Consider the following 19,944-nt stretch of genomic DNA (forward strand, 5'->3'; position numbering starts at 1 on the left):
CAAGTGGTAGCACGCTCGTTTGTGACCCCCATCACCACCACATGCTTGGAGGGTTCATGCGGATCACCGTCACCGTGGACGGGGTGAACTACAGCGACGAGGTCGAGCCCCGCACGCTGCTGGTCCACCACCTCCGCGACCGACTCGGCAAGACCGGCACCGTCGTCGGCTGCGACACCAGCAACTGCGGCGCGTGCACCGTCCACCTGGACGGCCGCAGCGTGAAGTCGTGCTCCGTCCTGGCCGTCCAGGCGGACGGCCGCGCGGTGACCACCGTCGAGGGCCTGGCCGACGGCGGCGAGCTGCACCCGGTGCAGCAGGCGTTCCACGAGAACCACGCGCTCCAGTGCGGTTTCTGCACCCCCGGCATGATCATGCAGGCGATCGACCTGCTCGCGGAGGACCCCGACCCGGACGAGGACGCCGTGCGGCACGGCCTGGAGGGCAACCTCTGCCGCTGCACCGGCTACCAGAACATCGTCCACGCGGTCCGCGACGCCGCACGCCGCCTGGGCGGCACGCGATGACGGCCGCGGTCGAACCCGAGGTCGGGCGGGCCCGGCGGCGCAAGGAGGACGCGCGGCTGATCACCGGCGCGACCCGGTGGACCGACAACATCCGGCTGCCGGGGATGCTGCACCTCGCCGTGCTGCGCAGCCCCGTCGCGCACGCCCGGATCACGTCGGTCGACACCACCGAGGCCGTCCGGCTGCCCGGCGTGCTGGAGGTGCTGACCGGCGCGGACCTCGCCGCCGAGCAGGGCAGCCTGCCGTGCGCGTGGCCGATCACCGAGGACATGCTCGCACCGCCCGCGCCGTCCATCGCCGTGGACGAGGTGAACTTCGCGGGCGAGGTGGTCGCCGCGGTGGTGGCGCGCACCCCGGAGGAGGCGCAGGACGCGCTCGCCGCGATCGACGTGGACTACGAGGACCTGCCGGTGGTGCTCGACCTCACCGCCGCCGTCGCCGACGGCGCGGACCTCGTGCACCCCGACCTGGGCACCAACAAGTCCGCCACCTGGGTGTTCGACTCCGCCGAGGCGGGCACCGGCGGCGACGCGACCGCCGCGATCGCCGAAGCGGAGGTCGTCGTCGAGCGCACGTTCCGCCAGCAGCGGCTGATACCCGCGTTCATGGAGCCCCGCTCGGTGGTGGTCGACCCCGGCCCCGACTCGGCGACCCTGTGGTCGGCCACGCAGGTGCCGCACATCCTGCGCTGGATGCTGTCCGCGGTGCTCGGCATCCCGGAGCACAAGCTGCGGGTGATCGCGCCCGACGTGGGCGGCGGTTTCGGCGGCAAGCTCCAGGTCACGCCCGAGGAGGTGCTGACGCTGCTGGTGGCGCGGCGGCTCGGCAAGCCGGTGAAGTGGACCGAGTCGCGCACCGAGTCCATGCTGTCCGGCCACCACGGGCGCGACCAGCTCCAGCGGATCACCGTCGCGGCCCGCCGCGACGGCACCGTCACGGGCCTCAAGGTCGACCTGCTCGCCGACATGGGCGCGTACCTGCGGTTGATCACGCCGGGCGTGCCGATCCTCGGCGCGTTCATGTACAACGCCATCTACAAGTTCCCCGCCTACCGCTTCACGTGCACGAACGTGTTCACCAACAAGGTGCCCACCGACGCGTACCGGGGCGCGGGTCGGCCGGAGGCCACGTTCGCCATCGAGCGGATCATGGACGAGCTGGCCGCCGAACTCGGCGTGGACCCGCTGGAACTGCGCCGCCGCAACTGGATCCGGCACGACGAGTTCCCCTTCACCACCGTCGCCGGCCTCACGTACGACACCGGCGACTACGAAGCCGCCACCGCGCGGGCCGTGGAGCTGTTCGGCTACGACGAGCTGCGTGCCGAGCAGGCGCGGCGACGTGCCGACCACGACACCGTGCAGCTCGGCATCGGCGTCTCCACCTACACCGAGATGTGCGGCCTCGCGCCGTCACGGGTGCTCGGCGCGTTGCGGTACGGGGCCGGTGGCTGGGAGCACGCGGCGATCCGGGTGCTGCCCACCGGCAAGGTGGAGCTGATCACCGGCACCTCGCCGCACGGACAGGGGCACGTGACGGCGTGGAGCCAGATCGTCGCCGACCGGCTCGGTGTGCCGTTCGAGGACGTCGAGGTGCTGCACGGCGACACACGGGTCGCGCACCGCGGCATGGACAGCTACGGGTCGCGGTCGCTCGCGGTCGGCGGCACGGCCGTCGTGCTGGCGGCGGACAAGGTGCTGGCGAAGGCACGCACCGTGGCGGCGCACCTGATGGAGTGCTCGCCGGACGACGTCGAGTTCACCGCGGGCACGTTCGCCGTGCGCGGCACGGCCACGTCCATGTCGTTGGGCGAGGTGGTGGTGGCGGCGCACGTCGCGCACAACCTGCCCGACGGCGTGGAACCCGGACTGGACGCGGAGGCGACGTTCGACCCGGACAACTTCTCCTACCCGCACGGCACGCACTTGTGCGCCGTGGAGGTCGACACGGAGACCGGACGGGTGGTGATCCGGTCGTACGTGTGCGTGGACGACGTGGGCAAGGTGGTGAACCCGATGATCGTGGAAGGGCAGGTGCACGGAGGTCTCGCGCAGGGCATCGCGCAGGCGTTGTTCGAGGAGGCCGTGCACGACGAGGGCGGCACGCTGACCACGGCGACGTTGGCCGACTACCTGCTGCCGTCGGCGGTCGACCTGCCCTGGTTCACCACGGACCGCACCGAGACACCGGCGGACACGAACCCGTTGGGCGTCAAGGGAGTCGGCGAGGCGGGCACCATCGCGTCGACGCCGGCTGTGGTGAACGCGGTCGTGGACGCGTTGCGGCATTTGGGGGTTCGCGACGTGGAGATGCCGTGCACCCCGATGCGCGTGTGGAAGGCGTTGCGGGGAGGTGCGGCGTGATCCCCGCGGCGTTCGACTACACCGCGCCGTCCACGGTGGACGAAGCGGTGCGCGCGCTGGTGGCGGGTGGCGAGGACGCCAAGGCGATCGCGGGCGGGCAGAGCCTGCTGCCGGTGCTGCGGCTGCGGCTCGCGGCGCCGACGCTGGTGGTGGACCTGTCCCGGCTGACCGAACTGGCGGGCGTGCACGACGACGGCGACTCGCTGCTCATCGGCGCGCTCACCACGCACCACGAGGTGCAACGCGACCCGCACGTCCGGGAGCACGCCGCGTTGCTGCGCCTGGCCACCGACACCGTCGCCGACCCGCAGATCCGGCACCGCGGCACGCTCGGCGGCGCGCTCGCCCACGCCGACCCGGCGGGCGACCTGCTCGCGCCCGTCCTCGCCCTGGACGCCGTGCTGCGGTGCACCGGGCCGGCCGGGACGCGGGAGGTGCCGGCGGCCGAGTTCTTCACCGACTACTTCACCACCGCCCTGGAGCCGGGCGAACTGCTCACCCACGTGCGCGTGCCGAAGCTGACCGGCTGGGGTGCGCGTTACGAGAAGTTCAGCCGCGTCGCGCAGGCGTGGTCGATCGTGGCGGTCGCGGCGGCGGTGAAGGTCGTCGACGGCGTCGTCGAGCAGGCACGGGTCGCGTTGACCAACATGGGGCCGACCCCGGTGCGGGCACGTGGCGTGGAGGAGGCGTTGACCGGGGAACCCGCGACCGCCGAGGCGATCCGCGCCGCCGCCGCCCGTGCGGCCGAGGGCACCGACCCGGTGACCGATGGCAACGCCGATGCCGAGTACCGCACCCATCTGGCCCGTGTGCTGACCGAACGGGCCGTGACCGCGGCGGTGAGCGACGCATGAGGCTGGAGCACGCGTTCACCGTTCCCGCGCCCGTGGGGGAGGTGTGGGCGGCGTTGCTCGACCCGGAGAAGGTCGCGCCCTGCATGCCCGGAGCCACCCTCACCGGGGTGGACGGGCGGTCGTTCACCGGGACGGTGAAGGTCAAGCTCGGGCCGGTCACCCTGCTGTACAAGGGGCGGGGTGAGTTCACGTCGGTCGCCGAGGACGTGCACGCGGCGGTCATCAAGGCGTCCGGGAAGGACAGCCGGGGGAACGGCACCGCGTCGGCGACCGTGTCCGTGGCGCTGACGCCGGCCGACGGCGGCACCGGGGTGTCGGTGGTGACGGACCTGACCGTCACCGGGCGGCCGGCGCAGCTCGGGCGCGGCCTGATCAGCGAGGTCAGCGGCAAACTCGTGGGGCAGTTCGCGGAGTGCTTGGCGAGCGGCCTCGGCACGGGGGAGGCTGAGGAGGTGAACCCTCCTCCCGTTGTCGAGGCCGTGGACCTGGTGGACACCGCCGGCGTGCCGGTGCTCAAGCGCTTGCTGCCGGTCGTGGCGGCGGTCGTCCTGGTGGTGCTGGTGCGGCGTTGGCGGCGGCGCTGAGCCGGCGTGGCGGGCGGCTGGCGGCGTTGTCGCTGGTCGCCTGCGTGACGGCGGCGTGCACCGGCTCGCCGGTCGTGCTGACCACCTCGCGCCTGCCGCCGCCCACCACCGCACCGCCGCCGCCGTCGTTCACGCTGGCGGCGGGCGGCGACATCCTCGTCCACCCGCTGCTCACCGAGCAGGCCGACCAGGACGGGCCGCGTGATTTCACGAAGATCCTGGACGGCCTCCGCCCCGCCGTGGACGCCGACCTGTCGCTCTGCCACCTGGAGACGCCGCTGTCCGCGCCCGGCGAGCCGACCTACGGCTACCCGGCGTTCAGCGCGCCGCCGGAGGTGGCGACCGCGTTGAAGACCATCGGCTACGACGGGTGCTCCACGGCGTCCAACCACACGCTGGACCGCGAGCCGGGTGCCATCCGGACCACGCTGGACGCGCTCGACGCGGCCGGCCTGCGCCACACCGGCTCGTTCCGCTCGCCGGAGGAGGCGGCGACGCCCGTGCTGTACGACGTGGGTGGTGTGCGTGTCGGGCACGTGTCGTTCACGTACGGCTTCAACGGCATCCCGTTGCCGGAGCCGTGGATGGCGAACGAGCTGTCCGCGGAGGGGGTGCTGGCGGCGGCGCGTGCGGCGCGGGAGGCGGGTGCGGAGGTCGTCGTGGCGAGCCTGCACTGGGGTGCCGAGTACCAGCACGAGGTGACGGAGGAGCAGCGGGCGCTGGCCGAGGCCGTGCTGGGCGACCCGGCGGTGGATTTGATCATCGGCACCCACGTGCACGCCGTGCAGCCGATCGACCGGATCAACGGCAAGTGGGTGGTGTACGGCATGGGCAACGAGGTGGCACGCCATTCGGAACCGAGGGGAATCACGGAAGAAGGCATCGTGACCCGCTTCAAGTTCGTGAAGGGCGCCGCGGGGTGGGCCGTGGAGAGCGCGTCCTACGTGCCGACGATGATCGAGTTCGGGCCGCCGATCCGGGTCGTGGACCTGACCCGGGCGGACCCGACGCCCCGGCGCACCGAGGCGTTGAACCGGACGGACGGGGTGGTGCGCAGCCTCGGCGTCGAGGGCTTGACGCGGCCCTGATCAGCCACGACCTTGATCGGCCACGACCTTGATCGGCGCGGCCCTGATCAAAGGCGGTCGTGATCACCGAATCGTGTGATCCATTGGAACGGGTGTTCGTGGGAGGATGGTCGTGGGGCCGGATCCGGTGGCCCCGGTGGTCGGCGGACGCCACCACACCTCCTCGGCCCACGCTGCTACAGGGAGCCGCCGAGATCACGCCGAGCAGCACCCACGGGCACCCGCACCGACCCTTGCCACATCGGCCTGCCCGCCGACACCGCCCCGCCCACCTCGGCCGCTCCGCACCGCCCGGCCGCTCCGCACCGCCCGGCCGCCCCACACCGGCCAGCCCTGACCGCATCGGCCGGTCCACCTGCCACCCGAACGCACTTGCTCGCCCCGCATCGGGCCGTCCGCCTTCGCGACGCGCCGACTCGCCGCCCCGCCCCATCGCCCGCGGCCCCCGCACGCCCCCGGCCCCGCTCGCCCCCCGGCCGGCGCTCGCCCTTGCTTCGCTCGCCCCCAGGCCCGCCCCCGGCTGGCGCTCGGCCTCGCTCCGCTCGCCCCCCAGGACCGCGCTCGTCCCGCTCGCCCTGCCCAGGGCGGCCTCGCGCCGCTTGCTCTGCCCCCGCTCGCCCTGCCCAGGGCGGCCCACCGGGTCAGAGCCAGTGCGGGCGGGTACCCGACTCGGCGAGCACCCGCGCCACCCGCTCCTCCCACCGCCGCGTGGTAGCCGGGTCCGCCGCGAACTCCTCCCGCCGCACCGGCACGGGCGGCTGCGCGGGCACCGGCAACCAGCCGTCCACGGGGCGCAACGAGTCGTCGACCACGTCACCGTCCAACAACGACAGCGTGCCCAGCCCGCACGCGAAGTCCAACTCCGGCAGCGCCCCGGCCAACGCCAACCCGGCCGCCATCCCCACCGACGTCTCCACCGCCGACGACACCACGCACGGCAACCCAGCGGCCTCGGCCACCTCCAGCGCCCGCCGCACCCCGCCCAACGGGGCGACCTTGATCACCGCCAGGTCCGCCGCCCCGGCAACCGCGACCCTCAACGGGTCCTCCGCACGCCGGATCGACTCGTCGGCCGCGATCCGCACGTCCACCCGCCGCCGCACCGCGGCCAACTCCTCGATCGACGGGCAAGGCTGCTCCACGTACTCCAGCCCGCCCGCCGCGCGGTCCAGTTCGCGAATCGCCCGCACCGCCGTGTCCACGTCCCAAGCGGCATTCGCGTCCACCCGCACCGCACCCGAAGGCCCGAGCGCATCCCGCACCGCGGCCACCCGCTCCACGTCATCGGCCAACGCGGCACCCGGGTCGGCGACCTTCACCTTGGCCGTCGCACACCCCGACGCGGTAACGATCTCGTGCGCCCGCTCCGGCGACACCACGGGCACCGTGCAGTTCACCGGCACGCGATCGCGAACCGGTGCGGGCCAACCGTGCTCGGCGGCCTCCGTCGCGCACGCCAACCACGGCACGCACTCGACGTCCGAGTAGTCCAGGAACGCGCAGAACTCGCCCCACCCACGCGGCCCCTCCACCAGGACGCCCTCCCGGACGGTGATGCCGCGGAACCGGTTGCGCATGGGGATCGAGTAGACGAACACCCCCGGGAGCCTAGGTCACAGCCCGCGCGCCACGACCCGACCGGTCCTCGATCCGCGAACTCCCCTGGGAGCCCCTGCCACAACTCGCGCGCCACCGCCCAGCCGGTCCTCGGCCCGCGCCCCCCGGAACCCCGGCCACAGCTCGCGCGCCGCCGCCCAGCTGGCCCTCGGCCCGCGCCCCCCGGAACCCCGGCCACAGCCCGCGCGTCACCGCCCGGCCGGTCCTCGACCGCGAACACCCCCGAGCCCCGGCCACACCGCGCGTCACCGCCCGACCGGTCCTCAACCCGCGAACACCCCCGGGAGCCTAGGTCACAGCGGGTCGAGGGCGGCGACTCGGCGCAGTGCCCTCGCCGCCGACCCGGGGTCCGACCCCTGGTCCGACTCCTCCACGGCGATGCGCAACGCGGCGTCGAACTCGTCCACCCGCCGGTCCAGCTCGGCTAGGCCGCGGGTCGACTCGGCGAGCGCCGCCGCCAACCCCGGCCGGTTGTCGGTGCGCGCCAGCTCCGCCCGCACCGCCAGGCTGTCCCGCAACGCCACCAGCGCCCGCCACAACAGGACCTCCACCCGCGCGACCCGCGCCGGGTCGGCGTTCTCGCGCACCGCCAGGAAGTGCTCGCACAGCCGCCGCGCCCGCCGCCGCTGCGCCACGTCGGCGAACATCCCGTCGTGCACCACGTCCCGATCCGACGCGGCGAGCACCACGTCCAGGTCCGAAACCCGTTGCGGCAACAGCAGGACCACGCCCGCGAGCACCAGCGGCACCACGCCGAGCGCCATCCACCAGCCGGGCGCGAGGACCACGACCACCACGGCCGCCGGCACCGCGACGGCCGGCCACACACGTGCCCGCGCCCGGTGAACCCGCCGCCGGGCCAGCCGGACCGCCGGGGCCCGGTCCGCACCCGGTCGCCACACCCACCAGCGCGGTTCCGGCTTGAGCCGCACGACCACCGTCATGTCCCACCCGATTCGCCGGGGACCGATGTCAGGTGATCAACCTAGCGCGCCGACGTCACCCGACTTCCGGCAGTTTCGGGCCGAGCAGGTCGTCCGCGTCCACGATCCGGTACGCGTAACCCTGCTCCGCGAGGAACCGCTGCCGGTGCGCCGCGTAGTCGGTGTCGAGCGTGTCCCGCGCCACCACCGAGTAGAAGTGCGCCTGCCGCCCGTCGCCCTTGGGCCGCAGCAGCCGCCCGAGCCGCTGCGCCTCCTCCTGACGTGACCCGAACGTGCCCGACACCTGCACCGCGACCGACGCCTCCGGGAGGTCGATGGAGAAGTTCGCCACCTTCGACACCACCAACGTCCGCAGCTCACCCCGCCGGAAGCGGTCGAACAACGCCTCGCGCTCCTTGTTCTTGGTGGAGCCCTGGATCACCGGCGCGTCCAGCGCCTCGCCCAGCGATTCCAACTGGTCGAGGTACGCGCCGATCACCAACGTGGGCTCGTCGGGGTGCCGGTCGAGGATCGCGCGCACGACGGGCAGCTTCGTGCGGGCCGTGGAGCACAGCTTGTACCGCTCCTCCGGCTCGGCCGTCGCGTACTCCAGCCGCTCGTTGTCGGTGAGCGTCACCCGGACCTCGGTGCACTCGGCGGGCGCGATCCAGCCCTGCGCCTCGATGTCGCGCCACGGCACGTCGTACCGCTTGGGCCCGATGAGCGAGAAGACGTCGCCCTCCTGGCCGTCCTCGCGGACCAGGGTCGCGGTCAGCCCGAGCCGTCGCCGGGACTGGAGGTCGGCGGTCATCCGGAACACCGGGGCGGGCAGCAGGTGCACCTCGTCGTAGACGATCAGGCCCCAGTCGCGGGAGTCGAACAGCTCCAGGTGCTTGTACTCGCCCTTCGACTTGCGGGTGATCACCTGGTAGGTGGCGATGGTGACGGGGCGGATCTCCTTGCGCTCACCCGAGTATTCGCCGATCTCGTCCTCGGTGAGCGACGTGCGGGCCACCAGCTCCCGCTTCCACTGCCGTCCCGCGACGGTGTTCGTGACCAGGATCAGCGTGGTCGCGCCCGCCTCCGCCATGGCCGCCGCGCCGACCAGCGTCTTGCCCGCGCCGCACGGCAGCACCACCACGCCCGAGCCGCCCGCCCAGAACGCCTGCGCGGCGAGCCGCTGGTAGTCGCGCAGCCGCCAGCCGTCCTCCACCAGGTCGATGGGGTGCGCCTCGCCGTCCACGTAGCCCGCCAGGTCCTCGGCCGGCCAGCCGACCTTGAGCAGCGTCTGCTTGAGCCGACCGCGTTCGCTGGGGTGCACGACGACGGTGTCGTCGTCGATCCGCTCGCCCAGCATGGGCTTGATCTTCTTGTTCCGCAGCACCTCTTCCAGCACCGCGCGGTCCAGGGAGTTCAGCACCAGGCCGTGCGCGGGGTGGTTGGCGAGCTGGAGCCGGCCGTAACGACCCATGGTGTCCACCACGTCCACCAGCAACGGCTGCGGCACCGGGTAGCGGGAGAAGCGGACCAGGGCGTCCACCACCTGCTCGGCGTCGTGCCCGGCGGCGCGGGCGTTCCACAGCGCGAGCGGGGTGACGCGGTAGGTGTGGACGTGCTCGGGGGCGCGCTCCAGCTCGGCGAACGGCGCGATGGCGGTGCGCGCGTCGTCCGACAGCGGGTGGTCGACCTCCAGCAGCAGGGTCTTGTCCGACTGGACGATCAGTGGGCCGTCGGTCACGAGAACGCACTCCTGTCGTTGGCGTACCTCCAGTGTTCCAACCGGGTGCAAGTCGGCGACTGAAAGTGCCCGCACGTGCACGGAAAGCACATGGACTCGGTTCGGTAAAGCCGCGTACACCCGGTTGGAGCAACGGATAGCGTGCCCTGCCTCGCCTGCGCCAGCGCGCAACCGGCGGGGTCCCCGATTACTGGAACGAAGGTCATCATGAGCACGGACGCGCCCGCGCCCACCCCCAACTTCCCGCCCCCGCCGCCGCAGCAGCAGCCGGAACCCGCCGCGCCGAAGAAGAAGAGCCTCGTGGTGCGGATCCTGACCACGCTGGCCGGCATCGTGGTCGCGGCGCTGGTCGTGTACGGCTTCAACTACTTCACCAGCGACGCCGCGCAGTCCAAGGCGGGCGAGTGCGCGAGCCTCACCGGCACGCCCAGCAAGCCGGACTTCAAGACGGTCGACTGCGGCTCGTCCGAGGCGAACTACACGATCGGCAAGGTGCTCGGCTCGCTGTCCGAGTCGTGCGGCACCGACTACTACGACGAGTACACCGAGACCGCCCGCCGCGGCCCCGACTCGAAGCTGTGCCTGGTGCCGAACCTGAAGGAAGGCTCCTGCTACGAGCTGGACAACTCCAGCACCGTCGGCTACCCGCCCGTGGACTGCGGCAAGTCGGGCGTGATGAAGCTGGTCAAGCTGGTCAAGGGCAGCGCGGACGAGTCGGCGTGCACCGACGGCGCGCCGATGACCTTCTCGGAGCCGAAGCAGACGTTCTGCTTCGCACCGGCCGAGAGCGCCTGATCGCCGGGACGGGTGTGCGTGCCGATACCGTCTGTGTTCGTCACGCGCACCCGTCCAGCGAGGATGATCATGAGCAACGAGCCGAACCAGCCCGCCGAGGACGCGCCCGAGCCGAAGTCCCAGGCCGGCGGCCAGGCCACCCCCGCCGCCGGGGCAGCAGATCCCAACGCCCCGAAGCCGGCACCCACCACCGAACCCCGGACCGCCTCGCAGCCACCCGCCGAAAGCGCCGCCGCGCAGCCTGATGCCGATGCCTCGGCCGCCGCCCAGTCGGCCGCTGGGGGTGCCGCCGCGCAGCCTGACGCCGCTGCCCCGGCCGCCGCGCAGCCCGGCGCCGATGCCTCGGCCGCCGCGCAGTCGGCTGCCGGAGGTGCCGCTGCGCAGCCCGACACCGATGCCTCGGCCGCCGCGCGGTCGGCCGCCGGAGGTGCCGCCGCGCAGCCTGACGCCGGTGCCCCGGCCGCGCAGTCGGCCGCTGGAGGTGCCGCGCAGCCCGATGCCGGTGCCCCGGCCGCCACCCCGTCGGCCGCGGGAAGCGCCGCCACGCAGTCCGATCCCTCCAGCCCCGCCGCCGGGAGTCCTGCCGTCGCGCAGCCGGACGGCACCGCGCAGCCCGGCGCTGCCGCCTCCGCCACCGGCGCGGGTCAGCGTTACCTGGTCAACCCCGACGAGGACACCGAAGCCGAGCCCGCCCGGGACGCGGGCGGTGCGGGGAAGAAGGCCGTGCTGGTCCTGCTGGCCATCGTGGTGGCGGTGGGCGGTTTCTTCGGCATCCGGTACTTCGTCACCAACAACGCCGCCGCGTCGGCGGGCGACTGCGTGAGCCTCAGCGGCCAGAACAACGACCGCGCCGACGTCCAGACGCTCGACTGCGGTGACGACAAGGCGTCGTTCAAGGTCGGCAAGGTGCTCGACCAGGCCGAATCCATGTGCCCGGAGGAGGGCCTGTACACGGAGGTGTCCCCGACGTCGAGCGTCGGCGACGGCTACAAGCTGTGCCTGCTGCCCAACATGGTCGAGGGCGCCTGCTACAAGCCGGACGAGGGTGTCGGGTTCGCCAAGGGCGAGTGCGTGGGAACTGATGCGTTCAAGGTGACCAAGGTCATCAACGACTCGACGGACCTGGCGCAGTGCCCGGACAGCGCCGGCATGTCGTACCCGGAGCCGGCCATCACGTACTGCCTGGCACCCGCTGAGCTGTAACCACATGCGGTGAACCCGCTCAACCGGGCACGCGGCCGTGCCGATATGCCTGTCCGTGCGGAAGATCGGGTGGGTCATCGGCGCGGTCGCCGCCGTGGTGCTGGGCGGGTACGCGTGGAGCCTGATCGGCCAGGAGGACCACCCGCGGCCGGGTGAGTGCGCGAGCGTCACGGGGCAGGCCGCGCAAGCCCGGTACGAGGCCCTCGACTGCGGGGTCGAGCGGGCGAACGTGAAGGTCGCCAAGGTCGTCGAGAACGAGGCCGCGTGCCCCCGGGGCGGCGCGCCGTACGCGGCGTACTCGGCCTCGGTGACGCTGTGCCTGATGCCGAACTTCGTCGAGGGCGGCTGCTACCGGCAGGACCGCGAGGCCGGTGTGCGCAAGGTCGACTGCACCGAGGCCGACGCGGTGAAGGTGGTCAAAGCCGCCCACGGCACCGCCGCCTGCGGTGACGACCGGACCCTCACCTACCCGGAACCCCGGGTCACCTTCTGCCTGTCCCGAGCCAACCCGTCGCGCTGAACGGCTCGCCGCGCCGCCGCGCTCCCGGCAGTCCGCTCGGCGCCGCGTGGCCGCTCAGATCGGCTGATCCGCCTCTCGCCGCCAGCCGGTGAACCGGCTCCGACCTGCCGAATTCGCTGCGCCCGCGAGCCTCCCGGCGGTACGTTCCGCTCGTCCGACCCGAGAGGAACGCCGCGTGACCACGCCACCGAACCCGCCCCCCTACGGCCCGCCACCAGGTGGCTACCCGCCGCCCCCGCCGCAGGGCTGGGGACAGCAACCCCAACAAGCCCCGCCGCCGATGCCCGGCTGGGAACAGCAGGCCGCACAGCCACCGGCGTGGGGGCAGCAGGTCGGCGGGGCCCAGTACCCGGGCGGTCAGCCGGGCGGGGCGCAGTACCCGGGCGGGCAGCCCGGGTGGGAGCAGCAGCCGCCGCCGGTCGGTCAACCCGCGTTCACCGGGCCGCCCCTCGGATTCCCCGCCGGGCAGCAGAACTTCCCGCCCCCGCCCAAGAGCGGCACGTCGAACAAGGCCAAGGCGTTGATCGGGGCCGTCGCCCTGGGCATCGTCGGCATCGTCGTGGTCGGCTTCATCGCGGGCATCGGCAGCCCGGGACGGGCGGAGGCGGGCGATTGCATCAAGGTCAACTCGGTCAGCGCCTCCAACGCGGACGTCGACACGATCGACTGCAACTCGCCCGAGGCGGCGTTCAAGGTGGCGGTCAACCTCGACAGCAGTCGTGACTCGTGCCCGGCGGGGGACTACTCCGAGTACAGCGACCGCGGCGGCCGGCGCAGCAACGGCTTCAAGCTCTGCCTGGTCTTCAACGCCCGCGAGGGCGACTGCTTCAAGCAGGAGGGGACGATTGTCGCGGGCAAAACCACCAAGGTGACCTGCGATTCCCGGGCCACGCACAAGGTGACCAAGGTCGCCAGCACGCAGGACGAGAACGCGTGCCAACGCGGCGAGACCGTGTTCGTTTACTCACAGCCCGCTACCACGATCTGCATGGCCGAGAACGAATAGCAAAACCGGGGCCTTCCGCGATCACCGCGGAAGGCCCCCTACAAAGAGCGACCGCCTGATCGCGCGGCGCTAGTTCGTGGTGCCCGGCGGCAGCAGGGCCTGCACGTCCAACCGACCCGGCAACACGTCCTCGGTGTCCATCATGTCGGCGACCCGCTGGAGCCGGATCGGGTTGAGCGACAACGGGAACGTCCCCACGGACACCAGGGCCGCCGTCTGCTGGTCGACGTCCACGTAACCGGTCAACGCGTCCTGCACGGTCAGCTTGTTGTTCGTCGCGAGCTGCTGCGCGTCCCGCAACACCTGGCGGAACAGGGCCAGCGCCTTGGGGTTGGCCTCGGCGAACTTCAGGCTCGACGCGTACCCGGACACCGGGAAGTCCTTGGTGGGCCCGACAGCCGTGTCCGTCACGATCCGCGCGCCGACGTCGCGCTGCGCCTTGGTGATGAACGGCTCGGTCATCCAGGCCGCGTCGACCTGCTTCTCCTCCATCGCCGTCACCATCTGCTCGAACGGCATGGTCTTCAACGTGATCCGCTGCTTCTCCACGCCCGCGGTGTCCAGCACGGCCTTGGTGGTCAGCGCGCCGACGTCGGTCTCGCTGTTCACGGCGATCCGCGGCGCGGCCACCTTCGCCGGGCTGTCGTACTCGGGATTGGTCGTGACCAGCGCCATCGTGTTCGCGCCCGCCTGGTACGCCTCGCCCTGGAGCTGGAGCTTGGTCCCCTCGGCGACGGCGCGGAACAGGTTCACGTGGCTCGCCCACGTGACGTCCAGCGTCGTGTCGAGCTGCTTGATGCCCTCGGCCTCGCTGTTCAACGTCACCAGCTGCACGGACAGGCCGGCCTTCTCGAACAGCTTCTCGTTGGTGGCGAGTCGCAGCGGTGCCACGTCGACCACGGGCATGATCCCGATGCGCAGCGTGTTGCGCTCCAACTCGGGACGCTCGTTGCCGTCGGTGCCCGGCAGGAGGCCGCACGCCGTCAAGGTCGCGGCACACGCGAACAACGCTGCCGCACGTCGCAGAACACGCGCTGGGGTTGGCATGTCACCTCTCGCCGCGATGACCTCTTGAGGGGTCTATTTGATCAACCGAATTTTCGACCCAGTTGTCGATGCGGGGATGGTAACCACCCGGAGGTGTGAAACGACAGCCCTGGCCGATACGGTGAGTGCTTCCAGAGTCTTCCCCGGGACGGGGGTGCGGCACTACGCTGCCGGCCGGGTGGCACTAGGGCCGACCGGACCCCCGTGCCTTCCCGTGCGGGGGTGGGGTGCCTAGCCGGCGCGACCGTCCCTGTGCTGCAATTCGGCCCGAATTCGAGAGTCCCATGCTTCGGTCCGGGGGAGAGGCCGGGGAACACTGCTGCCGGAAGAGGAAGCCCAGGGTGGCCCGTCGAGAGAGAGGTCCCAGCCAGTCAGGCGTGGGGATTCCACCGCGCTCAGAGAGCCCCGAAATGGGTGACGGACTGGCTGCGCTGCGTGATGGAACTGTGACCGAGTCAACGGGCGGCGGGCCGACCACCGACGTGCGCGCGCGGCAAAGCGCGGGTACCGCGCCGTGGCGGCTGCGAAACTGGCGGCTGCCGACCAAGTTGGCGGCCGTGCTGCTGATCCCGACGCTGGCCGCGCTCGCGCTGGGCGGCCTCCGGGTGCAGTCGGACCTCGACGACGCGACCGAGTTCAACCGCCTCGCGAACCAGATCCAGGTGGAGGCCGCGGTCGCGGACCTCGTGCAGCAGTTGCAGCGCGAGCGCGACCTGAGCACGAGCTACGTGGCGTCCGGCAAGACCGTGGACCGCGTGGTCCTCGACCGCCAGCTGCGTCGCGTCAACGACATGACCGACGCGCTGAACACCAAGATCTCCGAGCTGAGCGGCGACCTGGGCGACGAGGCCGTCACCCGGTTCCGCCGCGCCGCCGACCAGCTCAACCGGCTCAACAGCCTCCGCAACGCCGTCCGGGACACCGCGTACCCGTCCGACGCCGTGCTGCGCACCTACTCCGAGTCCGTGGAGAACCTCCTCGACCTCGGCGAGCAGGCCATCGCCGGCATCAACCACCCCGAGCTGGTGCGGCTGCACCTGGCGACCAACGCCATGTCCCGCATCAAGGAGCAGGAGTCCCGCAAGCGCGGCATCATGCTCGACGTCTTCCAGCGCGGTGGTTTCGGCCCCGGCCAGGAACGCGCGCTGCTGGCCGCCAACGCCGAGCTGGACGCGGCGCGCAACGACTTCCGCAAGTCGGCGACGCCCGACCAGGCCAAGATCTACGACGACATGGTCACCGGCCTGATCGTCGACACCGCGAACGACATGCAGGAGTCGGCGCTCAACCTCGCCACCGAGGACAAGAGCCTGTCGACGCTGCGCCCGGAGAAGTGGGACATCGCGTCCACGCTGACCGTGAACCTCACCCGGGACGTGGAGAACCTGCTGCTGGAGCAGCTCCAGAACCGCACCGACGAGCTGACCGGCGAGGCGCGCACCGCCGCGCTGCGCGACTCCGGCATCGTGCTCGGCGCGCTGCTGCTCGCCATGGTGATGGCGTTGTTCGTGGCCCGCTCGATCCTCAACCCGCTGCGCACGCTGCGCCGCACCGCCCTGGAGGTCGCGGACCACGGTCTGCCGGACGCGGTCAGCCGCATCCTGGTCGACCCCAACCCGCAGGAGGCGGCGAAGACCGCCATCGAGCCGGTGCCGATCACCACCAAGGAGGAGGTCGGCCAGGTCGCGCGGGCGTTCGACGCCGTGCACGGCGAAGCGGTCCGGCTGGCCGCCGAGCAGGCGCTGCTGCGCGACAACGTCAACTCGATGTTCGTCAACCTCTCCCGCCGCTCGCAGGCGCTGGTGGAGCGCCAGCTCAACCTGATCGACCGGCTGGAGCAGGACGAGCAGGACCCGGACCAGCTCGCCTCGCTGTTCGAGCTGGACCACCTCGCGACCCGGATGCGCCGCAACTCGGAGAACCTGCTGGTCCTCTCCGGCACCGACCTGTCGCGGCGGCTCACCCGACCGGTGCCCGCGGCGGAGGTGCTCGGCGCGGCCGTGTCCGAGGTCGAGCAGTACGCCCGCGTGCAGGTCGGCCAGACCCCGGAGCTGACCGTCCAGGGCCGCGCGGTCAACGACCTCGTGCACCTCATCGCGGAGCTGCTGGACAACGCGACCGCGTTCTCCGACCCGGTCACCAAGGTCACCGTGCGCACCGCGCGCACCCGTCACGGCGAACTGGCGATCGAGATCCAGGACCGCGGCGTGGGCATGGCGGAGCAGGAGATCGCCGACGCCAACGAACGCCTCGCCGACCCGCCGGACGTGGACGTCGCGGTGTCCCGCCGGATGGGCCTGTACGTGGTGGCGCGGCTGGCGAAGCGGCACGACATCAAGGTCCGGTTGCGCGCCAACGAGGACATCGAGGGCGGCACCACCGCGCTCGTCGTGGTGCCCGAGGCCCTGGTCGCGGCGCCCACCGCGGCGGGCTCGCCGCTCGGCGCGCCGCAGGAGTCCGTGTTCGGCACGCCGGCCGCCACCTACCCGCCCGCGCAGAACCCGGCGGAGCGGGCCAGCGGCATCGCGGGCGCGTTCACCGGCTCCATGCCGCGCCTGGACGAGGAACCCGCGTTCCCGGTGAGCTTCGTGCGCGGCGAGGGCGAGCAGGACGCGGCGGCGCTGCCGACGTTCGGCGAGACGCCGGCGGAGACCTCCGGCGAGGTGTCCCAGCCGTGGCTGCCGCTCGGCGACGACATGACCGCGCGGGACGTCGAGCACGAGCCGTCCGGCACGTTCGGCGAGCCGACCCTGTTCACCGCCTACGAGGACCGCCGGGACGAGGACGACCCGGACGGCCACGGCTTCGAGACGACCCAGTTCGCGCCCGCGATCGACCACCCGACCGCGGCAGGCGGCCCGTTCGTCGACGCGGCGCCGGTCGAGGAGCCCGAACCCGTGCGCCGCAACGGTTTCACGCCACACGAAGCCGAGCCCGCCGACACCGAGCCTGCCGACGTCGAGCCGGCCAAGGCCCGGCCCGCCAGGGCCGAGCACGACCTGGACGCGCCGACCGAGCGGCTGCCGATCTACGAAGCCGTGCTCTCCCAGTGGTTCCAGGCGGTCGGCAGCGAGACGTCCGCGGCGACCGCCCAGGACGTGCCGCCCGCGCCGCGGCCCGAGCCGGCGGAGGAACCCGTCGAGCCGACGCCCGCCCCGGCCGACGCGGCGGCGCCGGTCGTCGCGCCGCGCGAGGTCGACCAGGGCCGCGCGTTCACCGGTGGCGGCCTGCCCAAGCGGCAGCCCGGTTCGCCCGACAACCTGCCCAAGCGCGCTGTGGAGGTGCCCCGCGTGACCGAGCCCGAGTCCGAGCCGGTGGCGCACGACCGCACCGGGCAGGACTCCGCCAGGCACGACTTCGCCGCACCGGACTTCGGCGCGTCGGACTTCGCCGAGGGCGGTCACGCGGCGGAAGCCCCGCCCGCGGAAACCCGCGCGACGCCCGCGTTCGCCGAGCAGGACGCCGAATCGGCGTGGCAGTCGCCCGCCGACGAGGGTTGGCAGGCCGCGCAGGCGTTGCTGAGCAAGGCCCCAGAGACCACGACACAGGCGGGGTTGCCCAAGCGGGTGCCCAAGGCTCAGCTTGTGCCGGGATCAGCCGCTCCCAAGCCGCAGGCGGCGGAGCGGCAACCGCAGCGGCCCCCGCTGCCACCACGATCGGCTGACGCGATCCGTGGACGCATGTCGAGTCTTCAGCAGGGCGTCCGTCGAGGGCGACACGCGTTGATCGACGCTTACGCTGGTGACATGTCGAGCCGGCAAGACGAGGAGCAGGAGTGACGACCGCAGCTCAGCCAGGCAGCTTTGGTTGGCTTATCACCGACTTCGTGCGCCGGGTTCCCGGTGTGGCCCATTCCGTCGTGGTGTCGGCGGACGGGCTGCTGCTCGCCGGTTCGCAGGGCCTGCCCCGCGACCGCGCGGAGCAGCTCTCCGCCGTGGCTTCCGGTCTGGTCAGCCTCACGGCGGGCGCGGCTCGGTGCTTCGAGGCGGGCAGCGTGAACCAGACCGTGGTCGAGATGGAACGGGGCTACCTGTTCCTCATGTCGATCAGCGACGGGTCGTGCCTCGCGGTGCTCGCGGCCCCGAACTGCGACATCGGCCTCGTGGCCTACGAGATGACCCTGCTGGTCGAGCGCGTCGGCCAGCAGCTCACCCCGGAGCTGCGCGCGCAGCTCCAGGGCGTGGTTCGGCGGTAGATCCTCATGAGATCGTGGGGGTGAGCGGTAAATGGCTGAACGATCTGGCGCCGGCGCCCGCCGCTTCGGTAGGAACTTCAACTACCAGGAGTGGGCGGTCGGCGGTTTCCGATTCGCGGAGCCGGATGCCGACCCCTCAGCGGAAGAGGAAGCCGAGGACGCACCCAACTCGTGGACCGGTCGGGCGGCCGAACCTCCACGGGTCGAAGGCACAGGGCAGGGGCAAGGCGATATGTCTCAGCGTGAGGTTGACGACTCGTCGTACGACTACGACGACGTCCCCAACCGGTTCGACATCGACGGGTACGGCAGCGGGCTGTTCGGGGGTCCGGGCGCCGACCTGTTCGGTGCCCACGGTCTGCCCGACAGCGTTCCGGAGCAGCTGCCCTACACGACCGGCCCGCAGCCGGTCGTGCGGCGCGAGGAGAACCCCGCGGCCGAGTCGGGCTCGCTGGTCCGCCCGTACACCAGGACCGGTGGCCGCACCCGGCCCGACTACGACCTCGCCATCGAGGCGCTGGTGTCCACCAGCGAACGTGGCCTGGAACGGGACGCGGCGGTGCTGCCGGAGCACCGGTCCATCTGCGGTCTGTGCACCGACACCCGGTCGGTGGCGGAGGTGGCGGCGCACCTGCGGTTGCCGTTGGGCGTCGTGCGCGTGTTGATCGGCGACATGGCGAGCATGGGTTTGGTTTTGATTCACCAGGGCGGCTTGGTCGTGGGGGACCGGCCTTCCATTGAATTCCTTGAGAGGGTGCTCAGTGGGCTTCGCAGGCTCTAGCCCCAACGCGGCTGAAGGCGCTCGTAAGCCGACGACCTCCGCGAAGATCGTGGTGGCTGGTGGTTTCGGCGTGGGCAAGACGACGTTTGTCGGCTCCGTGTCGGAGATCGTTCCGCTGACCACCGAGGCGGTGATGACCGAGGCCAGTGCCGGCGTGGACGACCTCTCGGCGACGCCGAACAAGGTCACCACCACGGTGGCCATGGACTTCGGCCGGGTGTCGCTGGACCAGGACCTGATCCTGTACCTGTTCGGCACCCCGGGGCAGCACCGGTTCTGGTTCATGTGGGACGACCTGGTCAAAGGCGCGATCGGCGCGATCGTGCTGGTGGACACCCGGCGGTTGGCCGACGCGTTCGCGTCGATCGACTTCTTCGACGACCGCCAGCTGCCCTACGTCGTCGGCGTGAACTGCTTCGACGGCCTGCTGCACCACCGCATCGAGGACGTGCGGGAGGCGTTGACGATCGACCAGTCGGTGCCGATCGTGACGTGCGACGCGCGCAACCGGCAGTCGACCAAGCAGACGCTGATCACGCTGGTGGAGCACTCCATGCGCCAGTGGATGTCGGTGCGCGCGGGCTGAACCCGCCCGGACCACCAGGGGCGGCTCCCGGGCGGGGGTCGCCCCTTCGGCGCGTCCGCGCAACGGGGGATCGGCGTGACGATGGGTGCGTCGGGCCGGGGGAGTGCGTGGTGGGTC

Annotated in this window: 17 protein-coding genes; 13 read left to right on the top strand and 4 right to left on the bottom strand. The window is 72.1% G+C overall.

Features of this window, described 5'->3' with window-relative positions; translation table 11 throughout:
• The first annotated feature begins 56 nt into the window (after positions 1-56).
• The 5 genes from KZQ38_RS17310 to KZQ38_RS17330 are packed head-to-tail and all read left to right on the top strand — an operon-like array spanning position 57 to position 5,416.
• On the top strand, positions 57-527 hold the full coding sequence (locus KZQ38_RS17310) for a (2Fe-2S)-binding protein (RefSeq protein ID WP_219443132.1): 471 nt from the start codon (positions 57-59) through the stop codon (positions 525-527).
• A complete protein-coding gene (locus KZQ38_RS17315) occupies positions 524-2,890 on the top strand; it encodes a xanthine dehydrogenase family protein molybdopterin-binding subunit (protein ID WP_219443133.1) in 2,367 nt (788 codons plus the stop codon). Before KZQ38_RS17310 ends, KZQ38_RS17315 begins: the two co-directional genes overlap by 4 nt.
• On the top strand, positions 2,887-3,744 hold the full coding sequence (locus tag KZQ38_RS17320; protein ID WP_219443134.1) for an FAD binding domain-containing protein: 858 nt from the start codon (positions 2,887-2,889) through the stop codon (positions 3,742-3,744). The genes KZQ38_RS17315 and KZQ38_RS17320 overlap by 4 nt, the downstream gene beginning before the upstream one ends.
• The gene (locus KZQ38_RS17325; protein WP_219443135.1) at positions 3,741-4,328 is read left to right on the top strand and encodes an SRPBCC family protein; all 588 of its coding nucleotides are present in this window, start codon (positions 3,741-3,743) and stop codon (positions 4,326-4,328) included. Before KZQ38_RS17320 ends, KZQ38_RS17325 begins: the two co-directional genes overlap by 4 nt.
• Complete coding sequence (locus KZQ38_RS17330; protein ID WP_257901636.1) at positions 4,313-5,416, top strand: CapA family protein; 1,104 nt, start codon at positions 4,313-4,315, stop codon at positions 5,414-5,416. Before KZQ38_RS17325 ends, KZQ38_RS17330 begins: the two co-directional genes overlap by 16 nt.
• Before the next feature lie 641 nt (positions 5,417-6,057).
• On the opposite strand, the gene KZQ38_RS17335 is transcribed toward KZQ38_RS17330, so the two are convergent.
• From KZQ38_RS17335 to KZQ38_RS17345, 3 genes are all read right to left on the bottom strand, one after another.
• A complete protein-coding gene (locus KZQ38_RS17335) occupies positions 6,058-7,014 on the bottom strand; it encodes an o-succinylbenzoate synthase (protein ID WP_219443136.1) in 957 nt (318 codons plus the stop codon).
• Positions 7,015-7,326: 312 nt separating this feature from the next.
• A complete protein-coding gene (locus tag KZQ38_RS17340; protein ID WP_219443137.1) occupies positions 7,327-7,977 on the bottom strand; it encodes a hypothetical protein in 651 nt (216 codons plus the stop codon).
• 55 nt (positions 7,978-8,032) lie between these two features.
• Positions 8,033-9,694 (bottom strand): DNA repair helicase XPB, encoded by a 1,662-nt coding sequence (locus tag KZQ38_RS17345; RefSeq protein ID WP_219443138.1) that lies wholly within the window; start codon positions 9,692-9,694, stop codon positions 8,033-8,035.
• Between the two features lie 207 nt (positions 9,695-9,901).
• Between KZQ38_RS17345 and KZQ38_RS17350 the strand changes: the two genes are divergently transcribed.
• The 4 genes from KZQ38_RS17350 (at position 9,902) to KZQ38_RS17365 (ending at position 13,218) form a co-directional block, all read left to right on the top strand.
• Positions 9,902-10,489 (top strand): LppU/SCO3897 family protein, encoded by a 588-nt coding sequence (locus KZQ38_RS17350; protein ID WP_219443139.1) that lies wholly within the window; start codon positions 9,902-9,904, stop codon positions 10,487-10,489.
• Between the two features lie 69 nt (positions 10,490-10,558).
• Positions 10,559-11,692, top strand: a complete 1,134-nt coding sequence (locus tag KZQ38_RS17355) for an LppU/SCO3897 family protein (RefSeq protein WP_219443140.1) — start codon at positions 10,559-10,561, stop codon at positions 11,690-11,692.
• Positions 11,693-11,747: 55 nt separating this feature from the next.
• Positions 11,748-12,212, top strand: coding sequence for an LppU/SCO3897 family protein (locus KZQ38_RS17360; protein WP_219443141.1), 465 nt, complete (start codon positions 11,748-11,750; stop codon positions 12,210-12,212).
• 175 nt (positions 12,213-12,387) lie between these two features.
• Positions 12,388-13,218 (top strand): LppU/SCO3897 family protein, encoded by an 831-nt coding sequence (locus KZQ38_RS17365; RefSeq protein WP_219443142.1) that lies wholly within the window; start codon positions 12,388-12,390, stop codon positions 13,216-13,218.
• A 69-nt stretch (positions 13,219-13,287) separates the two neighbouring features.
• Here the strand turns inward: KZQ38_RS17365 and KZQ38_RS17370 are convergent, their stop codons facing one another.
• A complete protein-coding gene (locus tag KZQ38_RS17370; RefSeq protein ID WP_219443143.1) occupies positions 13,288-14,265 on the bottom strand; it encodes an ABC transporter substrate-binding protein in 978 nt (325 codons plus the stop codon).
• Positions 14,266-14,675: 410 nt separating this feature from the next.
• Between KZQ38_RS17370 and KZQ38_RS17375 the strand changes: the two genes are divergently transcribed.
• Genes KZQ38_RS17375 through KZQ38_RS17390 form a run of 4 tightly spaced genes read left to right on the top strand, consistent with a single transcriptional unit; the run spans position 14,676 to position 19,827 of the window.
• On the top strand, positions 14,676-18,044 hold the full coding sequence (locus tag KZQ38_RS17375) for a sensor histidine kinase (RefSeq protein ID WP_257901637.1): 3,369 nt from the start codon (positions 14,676-14,678) through the stop codon (positions 18,042-18,044).
• Positions 18,041-18,460 carry a roadblock/LC7 domain-containing protein gene (locus KZQ38_RS17380; RefSeq protein WP_121223425.1) on the top strand — a complete coding sequence of 140 codons (420 nt, stop codon included), beginning with the start codon at positions 18,041-18,043 and terminating at the stop codon, positions 18,458-18,460. The genes KZQ38_RS17375 and KZQ38_RS17380 overlap by 4 nt, the downstream gene beginning before the upstream one ends.
• Positions 18,461-18,491: 31 nt before the next feature.
• Positions 18,492-19,241, top strand: a complete 750-nt coding sequence (locus KZQ38_RS17385) for a DUF742 domain-containing protein (protein ID WP_219443145.1) — start codon at positions 18,492-18,494, stop codon at positions 19,239-19,241.
• Positions 19,222-19,827, top strand: coding sequence for a GTP-binding protein (locus tag KZQ38_RS17390; protein WP_219443146.1), 606 nt, complete (start codon positions 19,222-19,224; stop codon positions 19,825-19,827). The genes KZQ38_RS17385 and KZQ38_RS17390 overlap by 20 nt, the downstream gene beginning before the upstream one ends.
• Positions 19,828-19,944 lie beyond the last annotated feature (117 nt).

Origin of the sequence: Saccharothrix obliqua (assembly GCF_019375475.1) — a bacterium.
Classification (GTDB): Bacteria; Actinomycetota; Actinomycetes; order Mycobacteriales; family Pseudonocardiaceae; genus Actinosynnema; species Actinosynnema obliqua.

Bases quoted from the DNA above. Each gene is read 5' to 3' on its own strand.
- KZQ38_RS17310 (WP_219443132.1), top strand. From the start codon at position 57: ATGCGGATCACCGTCACCGTGGACGGGGTGAACTACAGCGACGAGGTC.
- KZQ38_RS17315 (WP_219443133.1), top strand. From the start codon at position 524: ATGACGGCCGCGGTCGAACCCGAGGTCGGGCGGGCCCGGCGGCGCAAG.
- KZQ38_RS17325 (WP_219443135.1), top strand. From the start codon at position 3,741: ATGAGGCTGGAGCACGCGTTCACCGTTCCCGCGCCCGTGGGGGAGGTG.
- KZQ38_RS17340 (WP_219443137.1), bottom strand. From the start codon at position 7,977: ATGACGGTGGTCGTGCGGCTCAAGCCGGAACCGCGCTGGTGGGTGTGG.
- KZQ38_RS17350 (WP_219443139.1), top strand. From the start codon at position 9,902: ATGAGCACGGACGCGCCCGCGCCCACCCCCAACTTCCCGCCCCCGCCG.
- KZQ38_RS17355 (WP_219443140.1), top strand. From the start codon at position 10,559: ATGAGCAACGAGCCGAACCAGCCCGCCGAGGACGCGCCCGAGCCGAAG.
- KZQ38_RS17370 (WP_219443143.1), bottom strand. From the start codon at position 14,265: ATGCCAACCCCAGCGCGTGTTCTGCGACGTGCGGCAGCGTTGTTCGCG.
- KZQ38_RS17375 (WP_257901637.1), top strand. From the start codon at position 14,676: ATGGGTGACGGACTGGCTGCGCTGCGTGATGGAACTGTGACCGAGTCA.
- KZQ38_RS17385 (WP_219443145.1), top strand. From the start codon at position 18,492: ATGGCTGAACGATCTGGCGCCGGCGCCCGCCGCTTCGGTAGGAACTTC.